General features: G+C 75.5%; 14 protein-coding genes and 1 pseudogene. 1 reads left to right on the top strand and 14 read right to left on the bottom strand.

What is annotated here, in order from left to right; genetic code table 11:
* From MY520_RS13920 to MY520_RS13860, 13 genes and pseudogenes are all read right to left on the bottom strand, one after another.
* A pseudogene (locus MY520_RS13920) lies at positions 1-412 on the bottom strand (ComF family protein); the annotation flags it as partial.
* Positions 413-476: 64 nt separating this feature from the next.
* Positions 477-2,204, bottom strand: coding sequence for an LpqB family beta-propeller domain-containing protein (locus MY520_RS13915; protein WP_436692692.1), 1,728 nt, complete (start codon positions 2,202-2,204; stop codon positions 477-479).
* Positions 2,201-3,946 (bottom strand): MtrAB system histidine kinase MtrB, encoded by a 1,746-nt coding sequence (gene mtrB, locus MY520_RS13910; protein WP_436692691.1) that lies wholly within the window; start codon positions 3,944-3,946, stop codon positions 2,201-2,203. Before mtrB ends, MY520_RS13915 begins: the two co-directional genes overlap by 4 nt.
* A 16-nt stretch (positions 3,947-3,962) precedes the next feature.
* Positions 3,963-4,679, bottom strand: coding sequence for an MtrAB system response regulator MtrA (gene mtrA / locus MY520_RS13905; protein ID WP_436692690.1), 717 nt, complete (start codon positions 4,677-4,679; stop codon positions 3,963-3,965).
* 92 nt (positions 4,680-4,771) lie between these two features.
* Positions 4,772-6,256 carry an adenosylhomocysteinase gene (ahcY, locus tag MY520_RS13900; RefSeq protein ID WP_436692689.1) on the bottom strand — a complete coding sequence of 495 codons (1,485 nt, stop codon included), beginning with the start codon at positions 6,254-6,256 and terminating at the stop codon, positions 4,772-4,774.
* A 145-nt stretch (positions 6,257-6,401) separates the two neighbouring features.
* Positions 6,402-7,256, bottom strand: coding sequence for a GmrSD restriction endonuclease domain-containing protein (locus tag MY520_RS13895; protein ID WP_436692688.1), 855 nt, complete (start codon positions 7,254-7,256; stop codon positions 6,402-6,404).
* A gap of 78 nt (positions 7,257-7,334) precedes the next feature.
* Positions 7,335-8,510, bottom strand: coding sequence for a mannose-6-phosphate isomerase, class I (gene manA, locus MY520_RS13890; RefSeq protein WP_436692687.1), 1,176 nt, complete (start codon positions 8,508-8,510; stop codon positions 7,335-7,337).
* A gap of 88 nt (positions 8,511-8,598) precedes the next feature.
* Positions 8,599-10,335: a glycerol-3-phosphate dehydrogenase/oxidase gene (locus MY520_RS13885; protein ID WP_436692686.1), complete on the bottom strand. Its 1,737-nt coding sequence runs from the start codon at positions 10,333-10,335 to the stop codon at positions 8,599-8,601.
* Between the two features lie 46 nt (positions 10,336-10,381).
* The gene (locus tag MY520_RS13880; RefSeq protein ID WP_436692685.1) at positions 10,382-11,413 is read right to left on the bottom strand and encodes a cation diffusion facilitator family transporter; all 1,032 of its coding nucleotides are present in this window, start codon (positions 11,411-11,413) and stop codon (positions 10,382-10,384) included.
* On the bottom strand, positions 11,410-12,555 hold the full coding sequence (locus tag MY520_RS13875) for an SIS domain-containing protein (protein ID WP_436692684.1): 1,146 nt from the start codon (positions 12,553-12,555) through the stop codon (positions 11,410-11,412). The genes MY520_RS13880 and MY520_RS13875 overlap by 4 nt, the downstream gene beginning before the upstream one ends.
* 34 nt (positions 12,556-12,589) lie before the next feature.
* Positions 12,590-12,808, bottom strand: coding sequence for a Trm112 family protein (locus MY520_RS13870; RefSeq protein ID WP_436692683.1), 219 nt, complete (start codon positions 12,806-12,808; stop codon positions 12,590-12,592).
* Entirely contained in the window at positions 12,805-14,166 is a 1,362-nt protein-coding gene (locus tag MY520_RS13865; protein ID WP_436692682.1) for a phosphomannomutase/phosphoglucomutase, read from the bottom strand. Before MY520_RS13865 ends, MY520_RS13870 begins: the two co-directional genes overlap by 4 nt.
* Positions 14,167-14,343: 177 nt before the next feature.
* Positions 14,344-14,745, bottom strand: coding sequence for a DUF3499 domain-containing protein (locus MY520_RS13860; RefSeq protein ID WP_436692681.1), 402 nt, complete (start codon positions 14,743-14,745; stop codon positions 14,344-14,346).
* 146 nt (positions 14,746-14,891) lie between these two features.
* Between MY520_RS13860 and MY520_RS13855 the strand changes: the two genes are divergently transcribed.
* Positions 14,892-15,347, top strand: a complete 456-nt coding sequence (locus MY520_RS13855; RefSeq protein WP_436692680.1) for a metallopeptidase family protein — start codon at positions 14,892-14,894, stop codon at positions 15,345-15,347.
* 81 nt (positions 15,348-15,428) lie between these two features.
* Here MY520_RS13855 and MY520_RS13850 read toward each other — a convergent pair whose 3' ends face one another.
* Positions 15,429-16,325, bottom strand: a complete 897-nt coding sequence (locus MY520_RS13850) for a phosphotransferase (protein ID WP_436692679.1) — start codon at positions 16,323-16,325, stop codon at positions 15,429-15,431.
* Positions 16,326-16,415 lie beyond the last annotated feature (90 nt).

Here is a 16,415-nt window from a genome sequence, read left to right as displayed (position 1 = left end):
GACTTAGCTCGGCCACCGCCCGGCCGGTCAGCTCCCGGACGTGGTCGCGGCCGCGCGCCCGCAGCGCCGCCCGGCCGCTGGGCACCGGCACCAGCCGCACCGGCCCGGGAGCGCGGGCCAGCCCGGCGAGCACTCCCGCGACCGCCAGGGCCAGCGCGGCGCCCAGCGGCCGCGCCAGCTCCGCGCGGCCGCGTTCCTTGAAGGCGTTCACGGTCGGGCGGACCGGTCCCGCGTAGGCGCTGGCCGCCACCGTCGGCGGGAAGCCGGGCGGGAAGCGCCGCGGCTGGGCCAGGTGCGGCAGCGTCAGCAGCCCCGCGCAGCGGCGGCACAGCAGCGCACCGGGCAGCTCGCAGCCGGCGCAGGTGCGCGGCAGGAGCAGGTCGGCCAGCGCGTCGAGCACCCCGCCGTCCACCCGGCCAGCCTCGTCCCCGGGGCACCGGGCGCCCAGGCCCGCCGCGGATCTGTGGACGACGGCGTCAGAGCGGGTAGACCGGCTCGGTCCCCGGCAGCGGCTGGGCGCCGCGGACCAGCGTGACCCAGGTGCCGCCGGCCAGCTGCCACTGCCAGATCGTGCCCCCCGCGCTCACCAGCGGCGGCTGTCCGGGGGCCGCCGCGACACTGGTCGGCTGGCTGGGCAGCCCGGCGGTCGGCACGGAGTCCAGGCCCCAGCCGTCCACGCCCACCACGTAGGGCTCGATCCGGCCCTCCTCCGCGTCCCCGGCCAGCAGCAGCAGGCTGCCCGCCGTCCGCCACGCCACGTCGGCGACCTGGGACAGCGACGGCGCCACGTCCCGCAGGTCGCGCAGCGCCACCGGGCCGTCCTCGGAGCGCACCACCGTCCCGACGAGGAGGCTCTCCCGCTGCCCGTTCTCCACCACGACGGCGGCCCGGACGCCGTCCGGCGACAGCTGCAGCACCGTGGCGCGCCCCAGGCCGGCCAGCGTGGGGACGGTGACCGGCTGCGGGGTGCCACCGGCCGGCACCCGGACCACCGCGCCGCCGTCGCGCACCACCCAGAACTCCTCCCGGGTCGCGGCGACCGTGGGTGCGGTGAGGCTGCTCCCGGACAGCACCGGGACGAGGTCGCCGCCGTACGGACCGGACAGCAGGACGGCCGGGCCGTCGCGGTCGGTCGTCCCCACCATCTGGGTGGGCTCGCCGGTGCGCTCGTCGGTGGCGATCGCGGCGCCGGTGAGGCCGTAGGCGCCGGCCCCGGCCGGCCCCGGCGCCGGGTCGGCCGGCACCATCCGCAGCGCGCCGGCGTCGACGTAGTGGCCGACCGCGCCCACCGGCACGGTGTCGGGGTCGAACCTCGTCCACGTGTCGACCGACTGCCGCTGGGGGACGCCGTCGAGGGGCAACGGCTCGCCGTCCACCAGGATCTCCACCGTCCGGGCGGGCAGCTGCTCGAGGGTCCACACCAGCTGCGCGGACAGCTCGCTGAGCTGCGACTCCGGCGCCTCGGCCAGCCCGGTGAGGTCGACGGTCACCGTCTGGGCGGAGACCGACACGGCCCGGCGCAGCGCCGCGCCGGCGAGGGAGTTCCGGACGCCGGCCTGCAGCTGGGCCGACGGCCCGTCGAGCATCCGCTCCACCAGCACGGTCGGCTGCGCCTCGCCGCTGATCAGGTACCGCGGGTCGGGCACCACCCGCCGCCCCGTGGGGTCGAGGAAGTAGAGGTCGCGGCGCTGGTAGAGCCGCTCGAAGTCCGGCTCGAGGATGGTCAGCCCGTCCGGCGGGTTGGTGATCCGCCACTCCCCCTCGACCTCCTGGAGGGTGAAGTCGCGGGCGTAGACGCCCTGGCCGGACACGGTGAACACGCCCCGCTGGTCGATCGTGCCCACCAGCTCCGCGGTCACCGCCACCGTGCCGGCGTCGGTGGTCACCGTGGCGTAGTCCGGGCCGAGGACGGTGATGCCCGACTCGTCCGACCACGTCCGCGTGGCGTCCGGCGTCAGGTGCTCGCGGGCCACCGGGTGTCCGCGCACGGTGCTGGCCGCGGCGTCGAGGAAGCCGCGCACGATCTCGTCGGGCGTGGCCTCCGCCACCGGGGACAGCGGCTCGATGCCGACCGGGGCGTCCGAGCGGGTCGGCGCCTGGGTGATCTGCATCGTCGCCGAACTGGTCGGGACCGTCGAGCACGCCGTCGCCAGCGTCAGCAGGCCGGCGAGCAGGCCCGCCGCCGTCCCGCGGCGGCGCCTCACCGCTGGACCCCGGCGCGGCGGCCGACCGCCGGCCGCAGCGGCAGCGGGGAGCTGGTCAGGTCCGTCCCCGCGGTCAGCGGCACGGTCAGCCGGAACTGGGCGCCCGCGCCGGGCTGGCCCCACACCTGCAGCCACCCGCCGTGCAGCCGGGCGTCCTCGAGGCTGATCGACAGGCCCAGGCCGCTGCCGCCGACCGTCCGCACCCGGGACGGGTCGGCCCGCCAGAACCGGTCGAACACGTGCTGGGCCTCGGCGGAGCTGAGCCCCACGCCGTGGTCGCGCACGGTCACCGCGGCCGCCGTCCGGTTGGCCGCCCAGGTGATCTCCACGGGCCGGCCGGCTCCGTGCTCGATCGCGTTCCCGACCAGGTTGCGCAGGATCCGCTCCACCCGGCGGGCGTCGACCTCGGCGATGACCTCCTCGTCGGGACCGCTCACGCTCAGCTCGCAGCCGTGCCGCTCGGCCAGCGCGGACATCCCGGCGGCCACCCGGCCCACGAGGGCGCCGAGGTCGGTGGGCTCCCACTCGAGGACGGCGGCCCCGGCGTCGTAGCGGCTGATCTCCAGCAGGTCGGTGAGCAGCACCTCGAACCGGTCGAGCTCGGTCTGCAGCAGCTCCGCCGAGCGCGCCACGTGCGCCGGGAAGTCGGCGCGGGACTCGTAGAGGATCTCCGCGGCCATCTGCACGGTGGTCAGCGGCGTGCGCAGCTCGTGCGACACGTCGGAGGTGAACCGCTGCTGGAGCTGGGAGAGCCCCTCCAGCTGGGTGATCTGCCGTTGCAGGCTGTCGGCCATCGCGTTGAAGCTGGTGGCCAGCCGGGCGAGGTCGTCCTCGCCGCGCACCGTCATCCGCTCCTCGAGCTGCCCCTCGGCCAGCCGCTGCGCGGTGCCGGCCGCCCGGCGGACCGGGTCGACGACCAGCCGGGTGACCAGCACCCCGATGCCGACGACGAACAGGGTGAGGGCGATGCCGCTGATGACGACGGTGCTGCGGATCAGCGACAGGCTCTCCTCCTCCTGGACGAGGGGGAACGCGTAGTACAGCTCGATCCGCTCCGTGGCCGCGGCGTCGGTGGGCACGGGCGCGCCGATCAGCAGCGTCGGGCGGGGCTCGCCGGCGGCGTCGGGGACCATCGCGTACTGCGAGAACTGGCCGCCGGAGGCGACGTCGGCGCGCAGCTCGGCGGGGATGGCCGGGTACACGTACCGGCGGCTCGGCGCGGGGCGGTCGGTGTCGCCGCTGCGGTAGACCATGACGACGTCGAAGTCACCGGCCTCGCCGCGGCGGTCCATGAGGCTCTTGACGGTGCGGTCCAGCGTCGACCGGACGCTCGGGGCGTCCCCCGTGGCGATGCCGGCCACCTCGTTCTGCGCGTACAGCACGCCGGCCTGGGCCTGGTCGACGGCGGCCTGCCGCTTCACCGACAGCAGCTGGTCCCGGATCTGGCTGAACAGCACCATGCTCACGATGACCACGACCGTGCCGGCGACGACCATCGTGATCGCGCCGATGCGCACGTGCAGCGACGACCGCCATGCGTGCAGCGCCTGCCGGCCCAGCCGGCGCGACAGCCGGCGGGCGCGGATGGTCCGGCGCCGCAGCCCACGGCGCAGCCGCCGCAGCTCCCCCGGGAGCCCGGGGTGGGGCGCGGCCGGGGGTGGGCCCACCGTCCCCGCGGAGGACGACGGCTCGCCAGTCGGCGCCTGGGCCGGATCGGCCGGCGCCGGCCGGGTGGTGCTCACGGCCGCGGGCGGCCCATCACGGCGGGCCCGCCTTGTAGCCGACCCCGCGCACGGTGAGCACGATCTCCGGCCGCTCCGGGTCCCGCTCGATCTTGGCGCGGAGCCGCTGCACATGGACGTTCACCAGCCGGGTGTCGGCGGCGTGCCGGTAGCCCCACACCTGCTCGAGCAGCAGCTCGCGGGTGAACACCTGGCGCGGCTTGCGGGCCAGCGCGACCAGCAGGTCGAACTCCAGCGGGGTCAGCGCGATCGGGACGCCGTCCCGCGTGACCTGGTGCGCCGGGACGTCGATCTGCACGTCACCGATGCTGAGGTTCTCCGCCTGGCCGGTCTCCCCGCGGCGCAGCTGAGCGCGGACCCGGGCGACCAGCTCGACCGGCTTGAACGGCTTGGTCACGTAGTCGTCGGCGCCGGCCTCCAGGCCCTGGACGACGTCGATCGTGTCGCCCTTGGCGGTGAGCATGACGATCGGCACCGTCGACTGGGTGCGGATGTCCTGGCAGATCTGCAGCCCGTTGCGACCGGGCAGCATGAGGTCGAGCAGCACGATGTCGGGGCGGGTCTGCTGGAACACGCCCACCGCGCGGTTGCCGTCGGACACGAAGGCCGGCTCGTAGCCCTCGCGCCGGAGCACGATGCCGAGCATCTCGGCGAGGGCGGCGTCGTCGTCGACGACGAGGACACGGCCGCGGCTGGAGCCGTTCTGGGCAGCGGTGGGTGGCACGACGCCCATTCTGCGCTGCTGCGTGCGAAAAGGAGGGCACCCGCCCGGCGATGCGCCGGACGGGTGCCCTCCGTGTGTCACCCGAAAGCGGTGCGCGTCGCTCAGTAGCGGTAGTGGTCCGACTTGAACGGGCCCTCCACGGCCACCCCGATGTAGTCGGCCTGCACCTTGGTCAGCTCGGTGAGCTGCACGCCGAGCGCGTCCAGGTGCAGCCGGGCCACGTGCTCGTCGAGCTTCTTCGGCAGCACGGTGACGCCCGGGGTCTGCCCCTCGTAGGCGGCCCGGTTGTTCCACAGCTCGATCTGGGCGAGCACCTGGTTGGAGAACGACGCGCTCATCACGAAGCTGGGGTGCCCGGTGGCGTTGCCGAGGTTCAGCAGCCGGCCCTCGGAGAGCACGATGATCGTGTGGCCGTCGGCGAACCGCCACTCGTCGACCTGCGGCTTGATCGTGGTCCGCTCGATGCCCGGGGTGCGGGCCAGACCGGCGATGTCGATCTCGTTGTCGAAGTGGCCGATGTTGCCCACGATCGCCTGGTGCTTGGTCTGCGACAGCAGGTCGGCGGTGATGATGTCCTTGTTGCCGGTCGCGGTGATGATGATGTCGGCCTTGCCGATGACCGCCTCCAGCGTGGTCACCTCGTAGCCGTGCATCGCCGCCTGCAGCGCGCAGATCGGGTCGATCTCGGTGACGATCACCCGGGCGCCCTGGCCGCGCAGCGACTCCGCGCAGCCCTTGCCGACGTCGCCGTAGCCGCAGACCACGGCCACCTTGCCGCCGATCATCACGTCGGTGGCCCGGTTGATCCCGTCGATGAGCGAGTGCCGGCAGCCGTAGAGGTTGTCGAACTTGCTCTTGGTCACCGAGTCGTTGACGTTGATCGCCGGGAACAGCAGCCGGCCGTCGCGGGCGAGCTCGTAGAGCCGCATGACGCCGGTGGTGGTCTCCTCGGTCACGCCGCGGATGCCCTGGCCGATGCCGGTCCAGTACTGCCCGTCGGTGGCGAGGGTGCCGCGCAGGACGTCGAGGATGACGCCGTACTCCTCGGAGTCGGCGTCGGTGGTGTCGGGGACGGCGCCCTCGGCCTCGAAGCGGGTGCCCAGGTGCACCAGCAGCGTGGCGTCACCGCCGTCGTCGAGCAGCATGTTCGGGCCGACGACGTCGCCGTTCCCGTCGCGGAACTCGAACAGCCGCTGGGTGCACCACCAGTAGTCCTCCAGCGTCTCGCCCTTCCAGGCGAACACCGGGACGCCGGAGGGCTGCTCCGGGGTGCCGTCGCCGACGACGATCGCCGCGGCGGCGTGGTCCTGGGTGGAGAAGATGTTGCAGCTCACCCAGCGGACGTCGGCGCCGAGCGCGGTCAGCGTCTCGATCAGGACGGCGGTCTGGACGGTCATGTGCAGGGAGCCGGCGATCCGGGCGCCGGCCAGCGGCTGGGCGTCGCCGTACTCGGCGCGCAGCGCCATCAGCCCGGGCATCTCGTGCTCGGCGAGGCGGATCTCCTTGCGGCCGAAGCCGGCGAGGGAGAGGTCGGCGACCTTGAAGTCGCCGTCGGTCAGGACAGGGGTGCCAGTGCTGGCGGTCATGTCGCTCCAGTGATCGGCCCGGCCCCGGGTGGGCGGGCATCGGTCGGTCGCTGTGGTCCCGGTGCGCCCCGGGCGAGCGAGCATGCCGAGGCTTCGGCGGGGCTCGTGCCGTCGTCCAGGGTACGTCGTCCCCGCCGTGCCCCGGCTACTCGCAGGCCAGGCCGTCGCCGTCACCGTCGAAGGCGTCCTGCCAGCCCGGCTCGCCGCGCCGGAGCGGCGCGGCCCCGGCCGCCCGGACCGCGTCGCAGCCGGCGTAGGACACCGCCGCCGGCGCCGCAACCGGCGCCTCGGGGAGCGGCTCGCCGGGGCACCCGGCGAGGACGTCGGCGATCGCGTCGTGCTCGCCCTGGGTGACCCAGAGCCCGTAGGTGGCCTTCACCGCCACCTGCCGGGCCACGTAGGCGCAGCGGTACCCCCGGCTCGGCGGCAGCCAGGTGGCCGCGTCGCCGTCGGACTTCTGCTGGTTGAGCGGCCCGTCGACGGCGAGCAGGTTGAGCGGGTCGTTGGCGAACTCGGTGCGGCGGGCCGCGTCCCAGCCCTGGGCGCCCTTCTGCCAGGCGTCCGACAGGGCCACGACGTGGTCGATCTGCACCTGCTCGCTGGTGCCCTCGCCGCGGCGGAACTCGATGGTGCGCCCGGAGTACGGGTCGGCGAGGGTGCCGCTGAGGACGACGCAGTTCCGGGTGCCCGGCCGGAACGTCTCGCCGGTCAGGTCCCGCGCCAGGACGTCGTTGCGGGTGTCGCACCCGTTCCGGTCGGTGTCCACCCAGCCGGCGCCGAAGCGGTCCCGGTCGTAGCCGGTGCGGGGCGCGCGTCCCTTGACCGCCAGCTCCTCCAGCGCGGCCAGGGCGGAGCCCGCCTGCGCACCGGAGACGGGGACCGGGCCGGCGTCGCTGCCGGTGTCGAGGAACGGCTCGCAGCCCGTGACGCTCCCGGCCAGGGCGAGCGCGACCACACCGGCGGCGAGCCGGCGCAGGGCGGAGCGGGGGCGGGAGGTCACGACCCCCCCGACGTTAGGCCGCGATCGCGGCCCTCCGGTGGCGCCACGCCCGGTCCGGCCGGGGTGGCGCCCGGTCGCTCAGCCCAGGTTGGTGGTGGTCCGGTACAGGACTGCCGGGCCGCGCGCGCTGACCGGCTCCCCCGCCGGCACGAACGCCGACTGGCCCTTCTCCAGCACCAGCTCGCCGTCGGCGGCCACGAGGACCGCCCGGCCCTCGGTGCACAGCAGGACCTGGGGCCCGCGCGTGGTGAGCGTGCCCGACTGGCTGTCCAGGGCGACCCGGGTGAGGTCGAAGTCCTCGACCGGCACGGGGTAGCGCAGCCCGCCGGGGCCGAGCACCGGGTGGAGCACCGGGACGCGGCCGTCGCTGAAGTCGAGCACCTCGATGAGCGCGGCGAGGTCGACGTGCTTGCCGGTCAGGCCGCCGCGCAGCACGTTGTCCGAGCTGGCCATGACCTCGACGCCGGCCCCGCTGAGGTAGGCGTGCAGGTTTCCGGCGGGCAGGAACACCGCCTCCCCGGGTGCCAGCTTGAGGTGGTTGCACAGCAGCGAGATCACGACGCCGGCGTCGCCGGGGTAGGCCTCGGCGAGCGTCGCTGCCCAGCGGTAGGTGTTGATGAACTCCGGGTCGTGCGCGGCCACGAAGCCGGCCGCGGCCTCGGCGACCGCCTCCACCAGCGCGGTGCGACGCCGGCCGGAGAGGGCGAGCAGCTGCGGGATGGCCGCCCGCAGGCCCCGGCGGGCGAGCGCGGCGATCGTCGGCTTGAGCTCGGGCACCTGCAGCTTGGCCAGGCAGTGCAGCGACTCCTCCACCGGCCGGAAACCGCACAGCGCCTCGAAGGTGGTCAGCGCCACCAGCAGCTCGGGCTTGTGCCACGGGTCCTTGAAGGTCCGCGTCGGGTCGTCCTGGGGGACGCCGGCCGCCTCCTCGGCCGCGTAGCCGGCGGCGGCCTGGGCCATGGTGGGGTGCGCCTGCAGGGACAGCGGCGCGTCGGCGGCCAGCACCTTCAGGAGGAACGGCAGCCGGGCGCCGAAGCGCTCGACCACCGGCGAGCCGAGCAGCCGCTCGGGCTCCTCGGCGATCGCCTTGTCCAGCGAGCGGCCGTCGGTGAGGAGGCTGGGCTCGTCGGGGTGCGCTCCCATCCACAGCTCCGCGTGCGGGCGGTCAGCCGGGCTGGGCTGCCCCAGCAGCTCGGGGATGACCGTCCGGCTGCCCCACGGGTAGAACCGGACTGCACTGGTGAGCTGCCACATCACGGACGAGGCTACTGAAGGGGAGAGCACACCAGTTATTACGGACGTCACCGCTGCGGGCTCCATCCCCCGAAAGGGTCATCCGCGCTCACACCGCCGCGCGCACGTCCGGGGCGCCCAGCCGGGCGGCGTCGGCGGTGCGGTCGTCGGGCATCCGCTGCGACTCCCGCTCCGCCTCCACCCGCGCCTGGTAGTGGGCCACCTCCCGGTCGACCCGCTCCGCGTCCCACCTCAGCGGTCCGGCCATCAGCTCGGCGACCGCCCGGGCCGACTCGGTGCCGCGGTGCGGCGTGGTGATCGACACCCGCGTCCGGCGGGTCAGGACGTCGTCGACGTGCAGCGCCCCCTCGACGGTGACGGCGTGCACCACCTCGGCGGCCAGGTGCGCCGGCGCCCCGGGCAGCGGCCGGCCCAGGTCGGGGTCGGCGCGGACGAGGTCGAGCACGTCGCCGACGCGGTCCCCGTGCCGGTGCAGCAGCCGCTCGACGGCGTCCTCCGGCAGCCCGGTGGCCGCGGCCAGCTCCGGGGCGGTGCCGCGCACGGCCTGCCAGCGGTGCGCCCCGACCAGGGGCAGGTGCGCGGTGCGCGAGGGCGGCACGCCCGGCAGCGCGGCGGTGGCCGCGTCGACGGCGTCGGCCGCCATGACCCGGTAGGTCGTGTACTTGCCCCCGGCCACCAGGACCAGGCCGGGCACCGGCGCGACGACGGCGTGCTCCCGGGACAGCCGGCTGGTCTGGTCGGCCTCCCCCTCGAGCAGCGGCCGCAGCCCCGCGTAGACGCCGACGACCTGGTCGGCCGTCAGCGGCCGGGCGAGCACCCGGTTGGCCTGGTCGAGCAGGTAGCCGATGTCGGCGCTGCTGGCCGCGGGGTGGTCGCGGTCGAGCTTCCACGGGGTGTCGGTGGTGCCCACGATCCACTGGTCGCCCCACGGGATGACGAACAGCACGCTGGTGGCCGTCCGCAGGATCAGCCCCGGCCGCGCGGCGACGTCGCCGACGTCGATCGCCTCCCGCGGCACGACGAGGTGCACGCCCTTGGACGCGCGGACCCGCAGGCTGGGCGCCGACCCGCCCAGCATCGCGCCGACGTCGTCGCTCCAGACGCCGGTGGCCGCCACCACACTGCGTGCCCGCACCGAGAACGAGGAGCCGTCGGTGAGGTCGGCCACGCGCACGCCGACGACCGGGGCCCGGTCGCCGTCGCCGTCGCGGAGCAGCCCGGTCACCCGGGCGCTGGAGAGCACCCGCGCCCCGTAGCCGGCCGCCGTCCGGACGACGGCGAGGGTGTGCCGGGCGTCGTCGACCTGGGCGTCCCAGTAGCGGATCGCGCCGACGACCGCGTCGGGGCGCAGCGCCGGGAAGGCCGCGAGCGTGGCCCGCCGGGACAGGTGCCGGTGGGCGGGCACCCCGCGGTCGGCGTCGAGGGCGGCACCGAGGACGTCGTAGAGCGCCACCCCCGCGCCGTAGTAGGCGCGCTGCCAGCCGGGCGCGGTCAGCGGCAGCAGGAACGGCAGCGGGCGGACCAGGTGCGGGGCGATGGTGTTCACCAGCCGGGAGCGCTCGTGCAGCGCCTCCCGGACCAGCGGGAAGGCCAGCTGCTCGAGGTAGCGCAGCCCGCCGTGGATCAGCCGGCTGGAGCGGCTGGAGGTGCCGGAGGCCCAGTCGCGGGCCTCGAGGAGGGCGACCGACAGGCCCCGGCTTGCGGCGTCCAGGGCCGTGCCGGCACCGGTCACTCCCCCGCCGACGACCAGCACGTCGACCACCTCGTCGGCCAGCCGCGCCCGGTCGGCGCGACGGCGGGCCGGGCCGAGGTGCGTGCGGCTCATGCCCCCACTGTGCTCCGGCCGGCGCCCGGCCGGGACGACAGCCGGCTCACGCTCGCGGTACGGCCGACGCCCCCGACCCGGCCGTCGTCCCCGGCCGGCGCAGGTCCGGCTCCAGGTAGATGACCCGGGCGATCGGCACGGCGGCGCGGATCCGCTCCTCGGCCTCGTCGATGGAGCGCGCGATCGTCTCCCCCGTCTCGCAGTCCCGCACCGCGATCTTGGCGGCCACGAGCAGCTCCTCCGGGCCCAGGTGCAGCGTCCGCATGTGGATGACCGAGATCCCCGCCCCCTGCGACTCCAGGGCGGCGACGATCCGCTGCTGGTGCTCGGGGGTCGCCGACTCGCCGAGCAGGAGGCTCTTGGTCTCGATCGCCAGGACCACCGCGATCCCCACCAGCAGGACGCCGATGGCCACGGTGCCGATGCCGTCGAAGACGCCGTTGCCGGTGACGGCGGCCAGCCCGACCCCGAGCAGCGCCAGCACCAGGCCGGCGAGGGCGCCGGTGTCCTCGAGGAGCACCACCGGGAGCTCCGGCGAGCGGGCGGTGCGGATGAACTGCCAGTAGCTCTGCTGCGGCGGCTTGACCGCGGAGGTCTCCTTGACCGCCGTCCGCAGGGAGAAGCTCTCCAGGCCGATGGCCACCACGAGGACGCCGATGGCCCACGCGGGGGAGGTCAGCTCCTCGGGGTGCTGGAGCTTGTGCACGCCCTCGTAGATGGCGAACAGCCCACCGACGCTGAACAGCACGATCGCGACGATGAACGCGTAGATGTAGCGGTCGCGGCCGAACCCGAACGGGTGCTGCGGCGTGGCCGCACGCTGCGCCCGCTTGCCGCCCACCAGGAGCAGCACCTGGTTGCCGGAGTCGGCGACCGAGTGGATCGCCTCGGCCAGCATGGAGGAGGCGCCGGTGACGATCCAGGCGATGAACTTCGCGGCCGCAATGCCGAGGTTGGCCGCCAGCGCGGCGATGATCGCCTTGGTGCCGCCGTGGCCGCCCCCGTGGCCTCCGCCGGCGTCGTCGTGCGCCGTCTCGTGCCCACCGGGCGGGCTGGACCTGCTCGTGTCGGTACTCATGGGCGGGCGACCCTCTCGGCGTCCAGTGCCAGGGCCAGGTACACGGCGGCGAAGTCGGCCACGGCCAGTTGACGGGCCAGCCGGGGCAGCCGGCCGTACCGCTCCGGTTCCCCGTGCTCGGCCAGTCCACTCACGGGGACGTTGGACGCCGTCGCGGTGTGCAGCGCATCGGTCAGGCCCTCCCGCGCCGACCGGGGCTCCCGCTCCCCCGCGTCGTCGAGGTCGCCGGCGTCGAGGTCGCGCACGGTGAGCAGGCGCAACCGCCGGTCGCCGCCCTCAGCCCGGTCCCGGAAGAAGTCGTCGGCGCCGCCCCCCAGGGTCAGCGGCCCGCGCAGCACCGCGCAGGCGGCGACCCGCTGGTCCGGCATCCGGAAGGTCGTCGCCGGCAGCCCGGCCAGGGTGGCGAGCTGGTCGGCGATCCGGGTGGCGGCGGTGCCGGCCAGCGGCCCCTCGGCGGCGATCACCGGCAGCGCGTCCAGCAGCTCGAGGGCCAGTGTCTTGGCCGGGTTGACGAAGGACTCCTGCGCCGGACCGCACTCGGTGGCGACCTCGTCGAGAGCCGCGGCGACCGCCTCGAGGTCGGCGGTGGCCTCGGAGACCAGCTCCAGGCCGACGGCCAGCTGGAGCAGGGGCGTGAGCAGCGACCACAGCGTGGTGTGCCGCACCCGCGAGCGGGGCAGGGGGACGTAGGGCGCGCGGGCGGTCGAGCAGGCCGCGCGCAGCGGGGCGTCCTCCGCACCGATGCCCACCAGCGTCACGCCGCGGCGGGCCGCCTCGTAGGCCGGCGTCACCGCGTACCGGCCGGCGCCGGTCCGGGTGGCGACCACGGCGATGTCGCTCGGGCCGGTCCACACCGGGAGGTCCGGCCCCGGGACGACGTCCACCGTCACCGGGCTGGCCGGCCCGAGCAGCGCCCGCAGCACCGACGCGGCCACCGCCCCCTCGCGCCGGCCGACGATGACCAGCCCCCGCGGCCGGCCGCCGGCGGTGACCCGCTCGAGGCCGGCCTCCTCGGTGAGCCGGGAGGTCTCCCGGACCTGCGCACCGGCGCCGGCGACGGCCGGCAGCAGGCCCCGGGGATCGCGGGCCCGCAGCAGCTCGAGGTCGTCGAGGACCTCCTCGGCCAGCTCTGGTGAGGTCATCGCGTCGACTCCCTGGTGGTCGCGTCCGTACCGGTCACCCGCCGGCACCGCGGTGCCGGGCCTCGTCGAGCAGCAGGACCGGGATGCCGTCGCGCACCGGGAAGGCCCGGTCGCAGGTAGTGCACAGCAGCTCGCCGGCCTCCTCGTCGACCGTCAGCGGGCTGTGGTGGGTGTCGGGGCAGGCGAGGATCGCCAACAGCGCCGGGTCCAGGCCGAGCGGACCGGCGGCCGGGGCGCCGGGGGTCCCGGTCATGCGCGCACCACCTCCAGCACACGGTCCCGGAGCGCGGCCATGCGGTCGCCGTCCGGGGCCTCGACGTTGAGCCGCAGCAGGGGCTCGGTGTTGCTGGCCCGCAGGTTGAACCACGACCCGTCGGGCAGCTGCACGGTGAGGCCGTCGAGCTCGTCGACGGTGCCGCCCTCGCCCTCGAAGACCTCACGGACCGCCTTCGCCCGCCCCGGCGCGTCCTCCACGGTCGAGTTGATCTCCCCCGACGCGGCGTAGCGGCTGTAGGCGGCGGTCAGCTCGGACAGCGGCCGGCCCTGCTCGCCGAGCGCGGCGAGCACGTGCATGGCGGCGAGCATGCCGGTGTCGGCCCGCCAGAAGTCGCGGAAGTAGTAGTGCGCGGAGTGCTCCCCGCCGAAGACGGCGTCGGTGCGGGCCATCTCGGCCTTGATGAACGAGTGCCCGACGCGGGTCCGCACCGGCTCCCCGCCGTGCTCCCGGACGATCTCCGGCACCGCGCGCGAGGTGATCAGGTTGTGGATGATCGTCGTCCCCCGGCCCTTGGCCAGCTCCCGGACGGCGACCAGCGCGGTGATCGCCGAGGGGCTGACCGGGTCGCCGTTCTCGTCGACGACGAACACCCGGTCGGCGTCCCCGTCGAAGGCCAGGCCGATGTCCGCGCGCTCGCGGCGCATCGCCTCCTGCAGGTCGACCAGGTTCGCCGGGTCCAGGGGGTTGGCCTCGTGGTTGGGGAAGGAGCCGTCGAGCTCGAAGTACATCGGCACGATCTCCAGCGGCAGGCCGTCGAGGACGACCGGGACGGTGTGCCCGCCCATCCCGTTGCCCGCGTCGACGACCACGCGCAGCGGCCGGATGCCGGACAGGTCGACCAGCGAGCGCAGGTGGGCGGCGTAGGCCGAGAGCAGGTCGCGCTGCGCGATGGAGGCGACCCGCTCGGGCTCGCGGTCGTAGCCGTCCCGCTCCGCCCACTCGCGGATGGTGGCCAGGCCGGAGTCCTGCCCCACGGGGGCGGCGCCGGCCCGGCACAGCTTGATGCCGTTGTACTGCGCCGGGTTGTGGCTGGCGGTGAACATCGCCCCGGGGACGTCCAGCGAGCCGGAGGCGAAGTAGAGCAGGTCGGTCGAGCCGAGCCCCGCCTCCACGACGTCGACGCCGCGGGACAGGACGCCCTCGGCGAAGGCCCGGGACAGCGGCACGGAGGAGTCGCGCATGTCGTGCGCGGTCACGACGGCGGTCGCGCCGCTCTCCTGGTGGACGAACTCCGCGAACGCGGCACCGATCCGCCGGGCGACGTCCTCGTCCCACTGGTCGGGGACGACACCGCGGACGTCGTAGGCCTTGATGATCGACGAGAGATCCGACACGCGCTCACCTTCGGGTGCTCCCGTCGGTGACCCCACCGGTCACCGACGCGCCGCCGACCCTAACGGCGGGCCCGCACCTCCGGCACAGCGACGCGGTGCCGGCCACCCCCGACCGGGTGGCCCCGTCCAGAGGCTCGCCGCGAGCGTGCGAGCGGTGAGGGAGGACGGGGTCGGTGTTCAGGGGATGTCGGGCAGGACCCGTAGGTGACCGCGGCGCGTGCCGCTGCCGTCGTCGGCCGGCGGGCGCGGGGGCTCGGGCCGGGCCGCCTCGCGGACGGCGTCGGCCAGGGCGAGCAGGTCGTCGCCGGTCGGGCCGGAGTCCTCGAGGTCGATCTCGTGCCGGACGACCTCCCAGCCGCGCGGCACGGTCAGCCGCTCGGCGTGGAACTCGCAGAGGTCGTAGCTGTGCGGCTCCGAGAACGTCGCCAACGGGCCGACGACAGCGGTCGACTCCGCGTACACGTAGGTCAAGGTCGCTGCCGCTGGTTGCGCGCAGCCGCTGCGCGAGCAGCGACGTGACTGCCTCACCACCGGTTCCTCACGCAACGCACAGTAGACGCGTACCCCGGTCCATGGCATCAGGCACACCGGGTTTCTCGGTCCCCGCGACAGCAGCCGCCCCATCCTCCACGACGGTCCCGCGGGCACCGCCGGGCGGTCGCCCCGGGGACCGTCGCACCAGGACCGGCGGCCGCCGCGTCCCCGGCCGTACGCTCGCACCCACCATGACCCGACCCGCCCGTTCCCGCCGTGACCGGCACGGTCGTGGCCTGCGCGGACGGCTGGTCCCCGAGGGGCTGCCGCTGGCGCGCAGTCGCGGCGAGCAGTTCGACGACCTCGTCCTCGACGCGGTGGAGGACCTCGAGCGCCGCTGGGAGAAGGAGCTGGCCGGCGTCGAGTTCGCCGTGGAGGACGTGCCCTGGGTCGAGCACACCAGCCCCGACGAGGTGGTGCTCGACGCCGACGTGCTCGACGACGGCAGCGTGCCGCTGGCCCGGGTCCTGCCCGCCCACCGGGAGGGCGGCCGCGAGGTGCCGCCGCGGATCATCGTCTACCGGCGGCCGCTGGAGCTGCGCGCGCACGACCGCGACGACCTCGCCGACCTGGTGCGCGACGTCGTCGTCGACCAGGTGGCGGTGCTGCTGGGCCGGGACCCGGAGGAGATCGACCCCACCGGTTAGGGCCCCGCGAGGAAAAGGAAGCCATGCCCACGTCTGGGGCCCGCTGACGCGGGAAGAGCTTCCTTTTCCTCGACAGCCCTCTCAGCGTTCCGGGACGGCGACCGGGCTGCCCAGCTCGGCGGCGATGCCCCGGGCGTCGGCCAGCCGCGCCCGGCCGAACGCGAGGTCCAGGCCGTCGCCGCGGCCGGGCCGGGTGAGCCGCTCGACCAGCTGCTCGAGGGCGACCGCGTGCCACAGCAGACCCACGTCGGGCTCCTCCCAGCCGGCGGTGCGGTCCAGCACCACGCGGGCGATCTGGGCGCGGTCCTCCTCGTCGGCGGTCGTCGCCCAGAGGGTCAGCAGGTCGCGGTGCCGGGGGCCGGGCCGGACCCCCGTCCACTCCAGGACCACCAGCCGGCCGCCGTCGTCGAGGACGGCGTTGGCGGCCCGGAGGTCGCCGTGGGTCACCTCCGACAGCGGCAGCTGGGCGGCCGCGGCCCGGACCGCCCGCAGCTCACCGATCCGCACCCCGCCGCGCAGCAGCCGGCCGGTGTCGCCCACCGACGCCCGGGCCCGGCGCAGCGCCGGCCGGACCGGCGGCTGCCACGGGCTGCCCGGGGGCGCGGGCAGCGGGGCGATGCGCACGGCGGCGTCGACGGCCGCCTCGGTCCACCGCGGCCCGCCGGGTGGGAGCGGGTGGATGCGCCGGGACAGCAGCCACCGGCCGTCGTCGGCGGCGGCCAGCACGTCCGGGACGCCGATCTGCCGCTCCTCCGCCCACCGCCGCCCGCGCAGCTCGGCGCGCAGCCGGCGCCTGCCGCTCTCGGTGACCGCGAGGTCGACCACCCGGTCGGCCAGGACCCCCTCCACCACGCCCAGGGTCGCGCTGAGGTCGGTGACCCCCGTCAGCGGCTGCTCCACCCCCAGTTCGGTGAGCAGCGCGCTCACCCGCTCCCGCACCGCGCCCTCTGCCGCCGTCGCCCCGCCGCTGGTGCTCATCGCGGGAATGGTCCCAGCCCACCGGGACCGTCGCAGGGGATCGCCGACGCCACCCGCGCACCTGCCGGGGGCGCGCCCGGACGGCTGGGA

This window comes from Geodermatophilus sp. CPCC 205506 (genome assembly GCF_051383635.1).
In the GTDB taxonomy this organism is placed as follows: domain Bacteria; phylum Actinomycetota; class Actinomycetes; order Mycobacteriales; family Geodermatophilaceae; genus Geodermatophilus.
The sequence above is the reverse complement of the archived record's forward strand: the minus strand, read 5'-3'. Positions and strand labels throughout refer to the sequence as shown.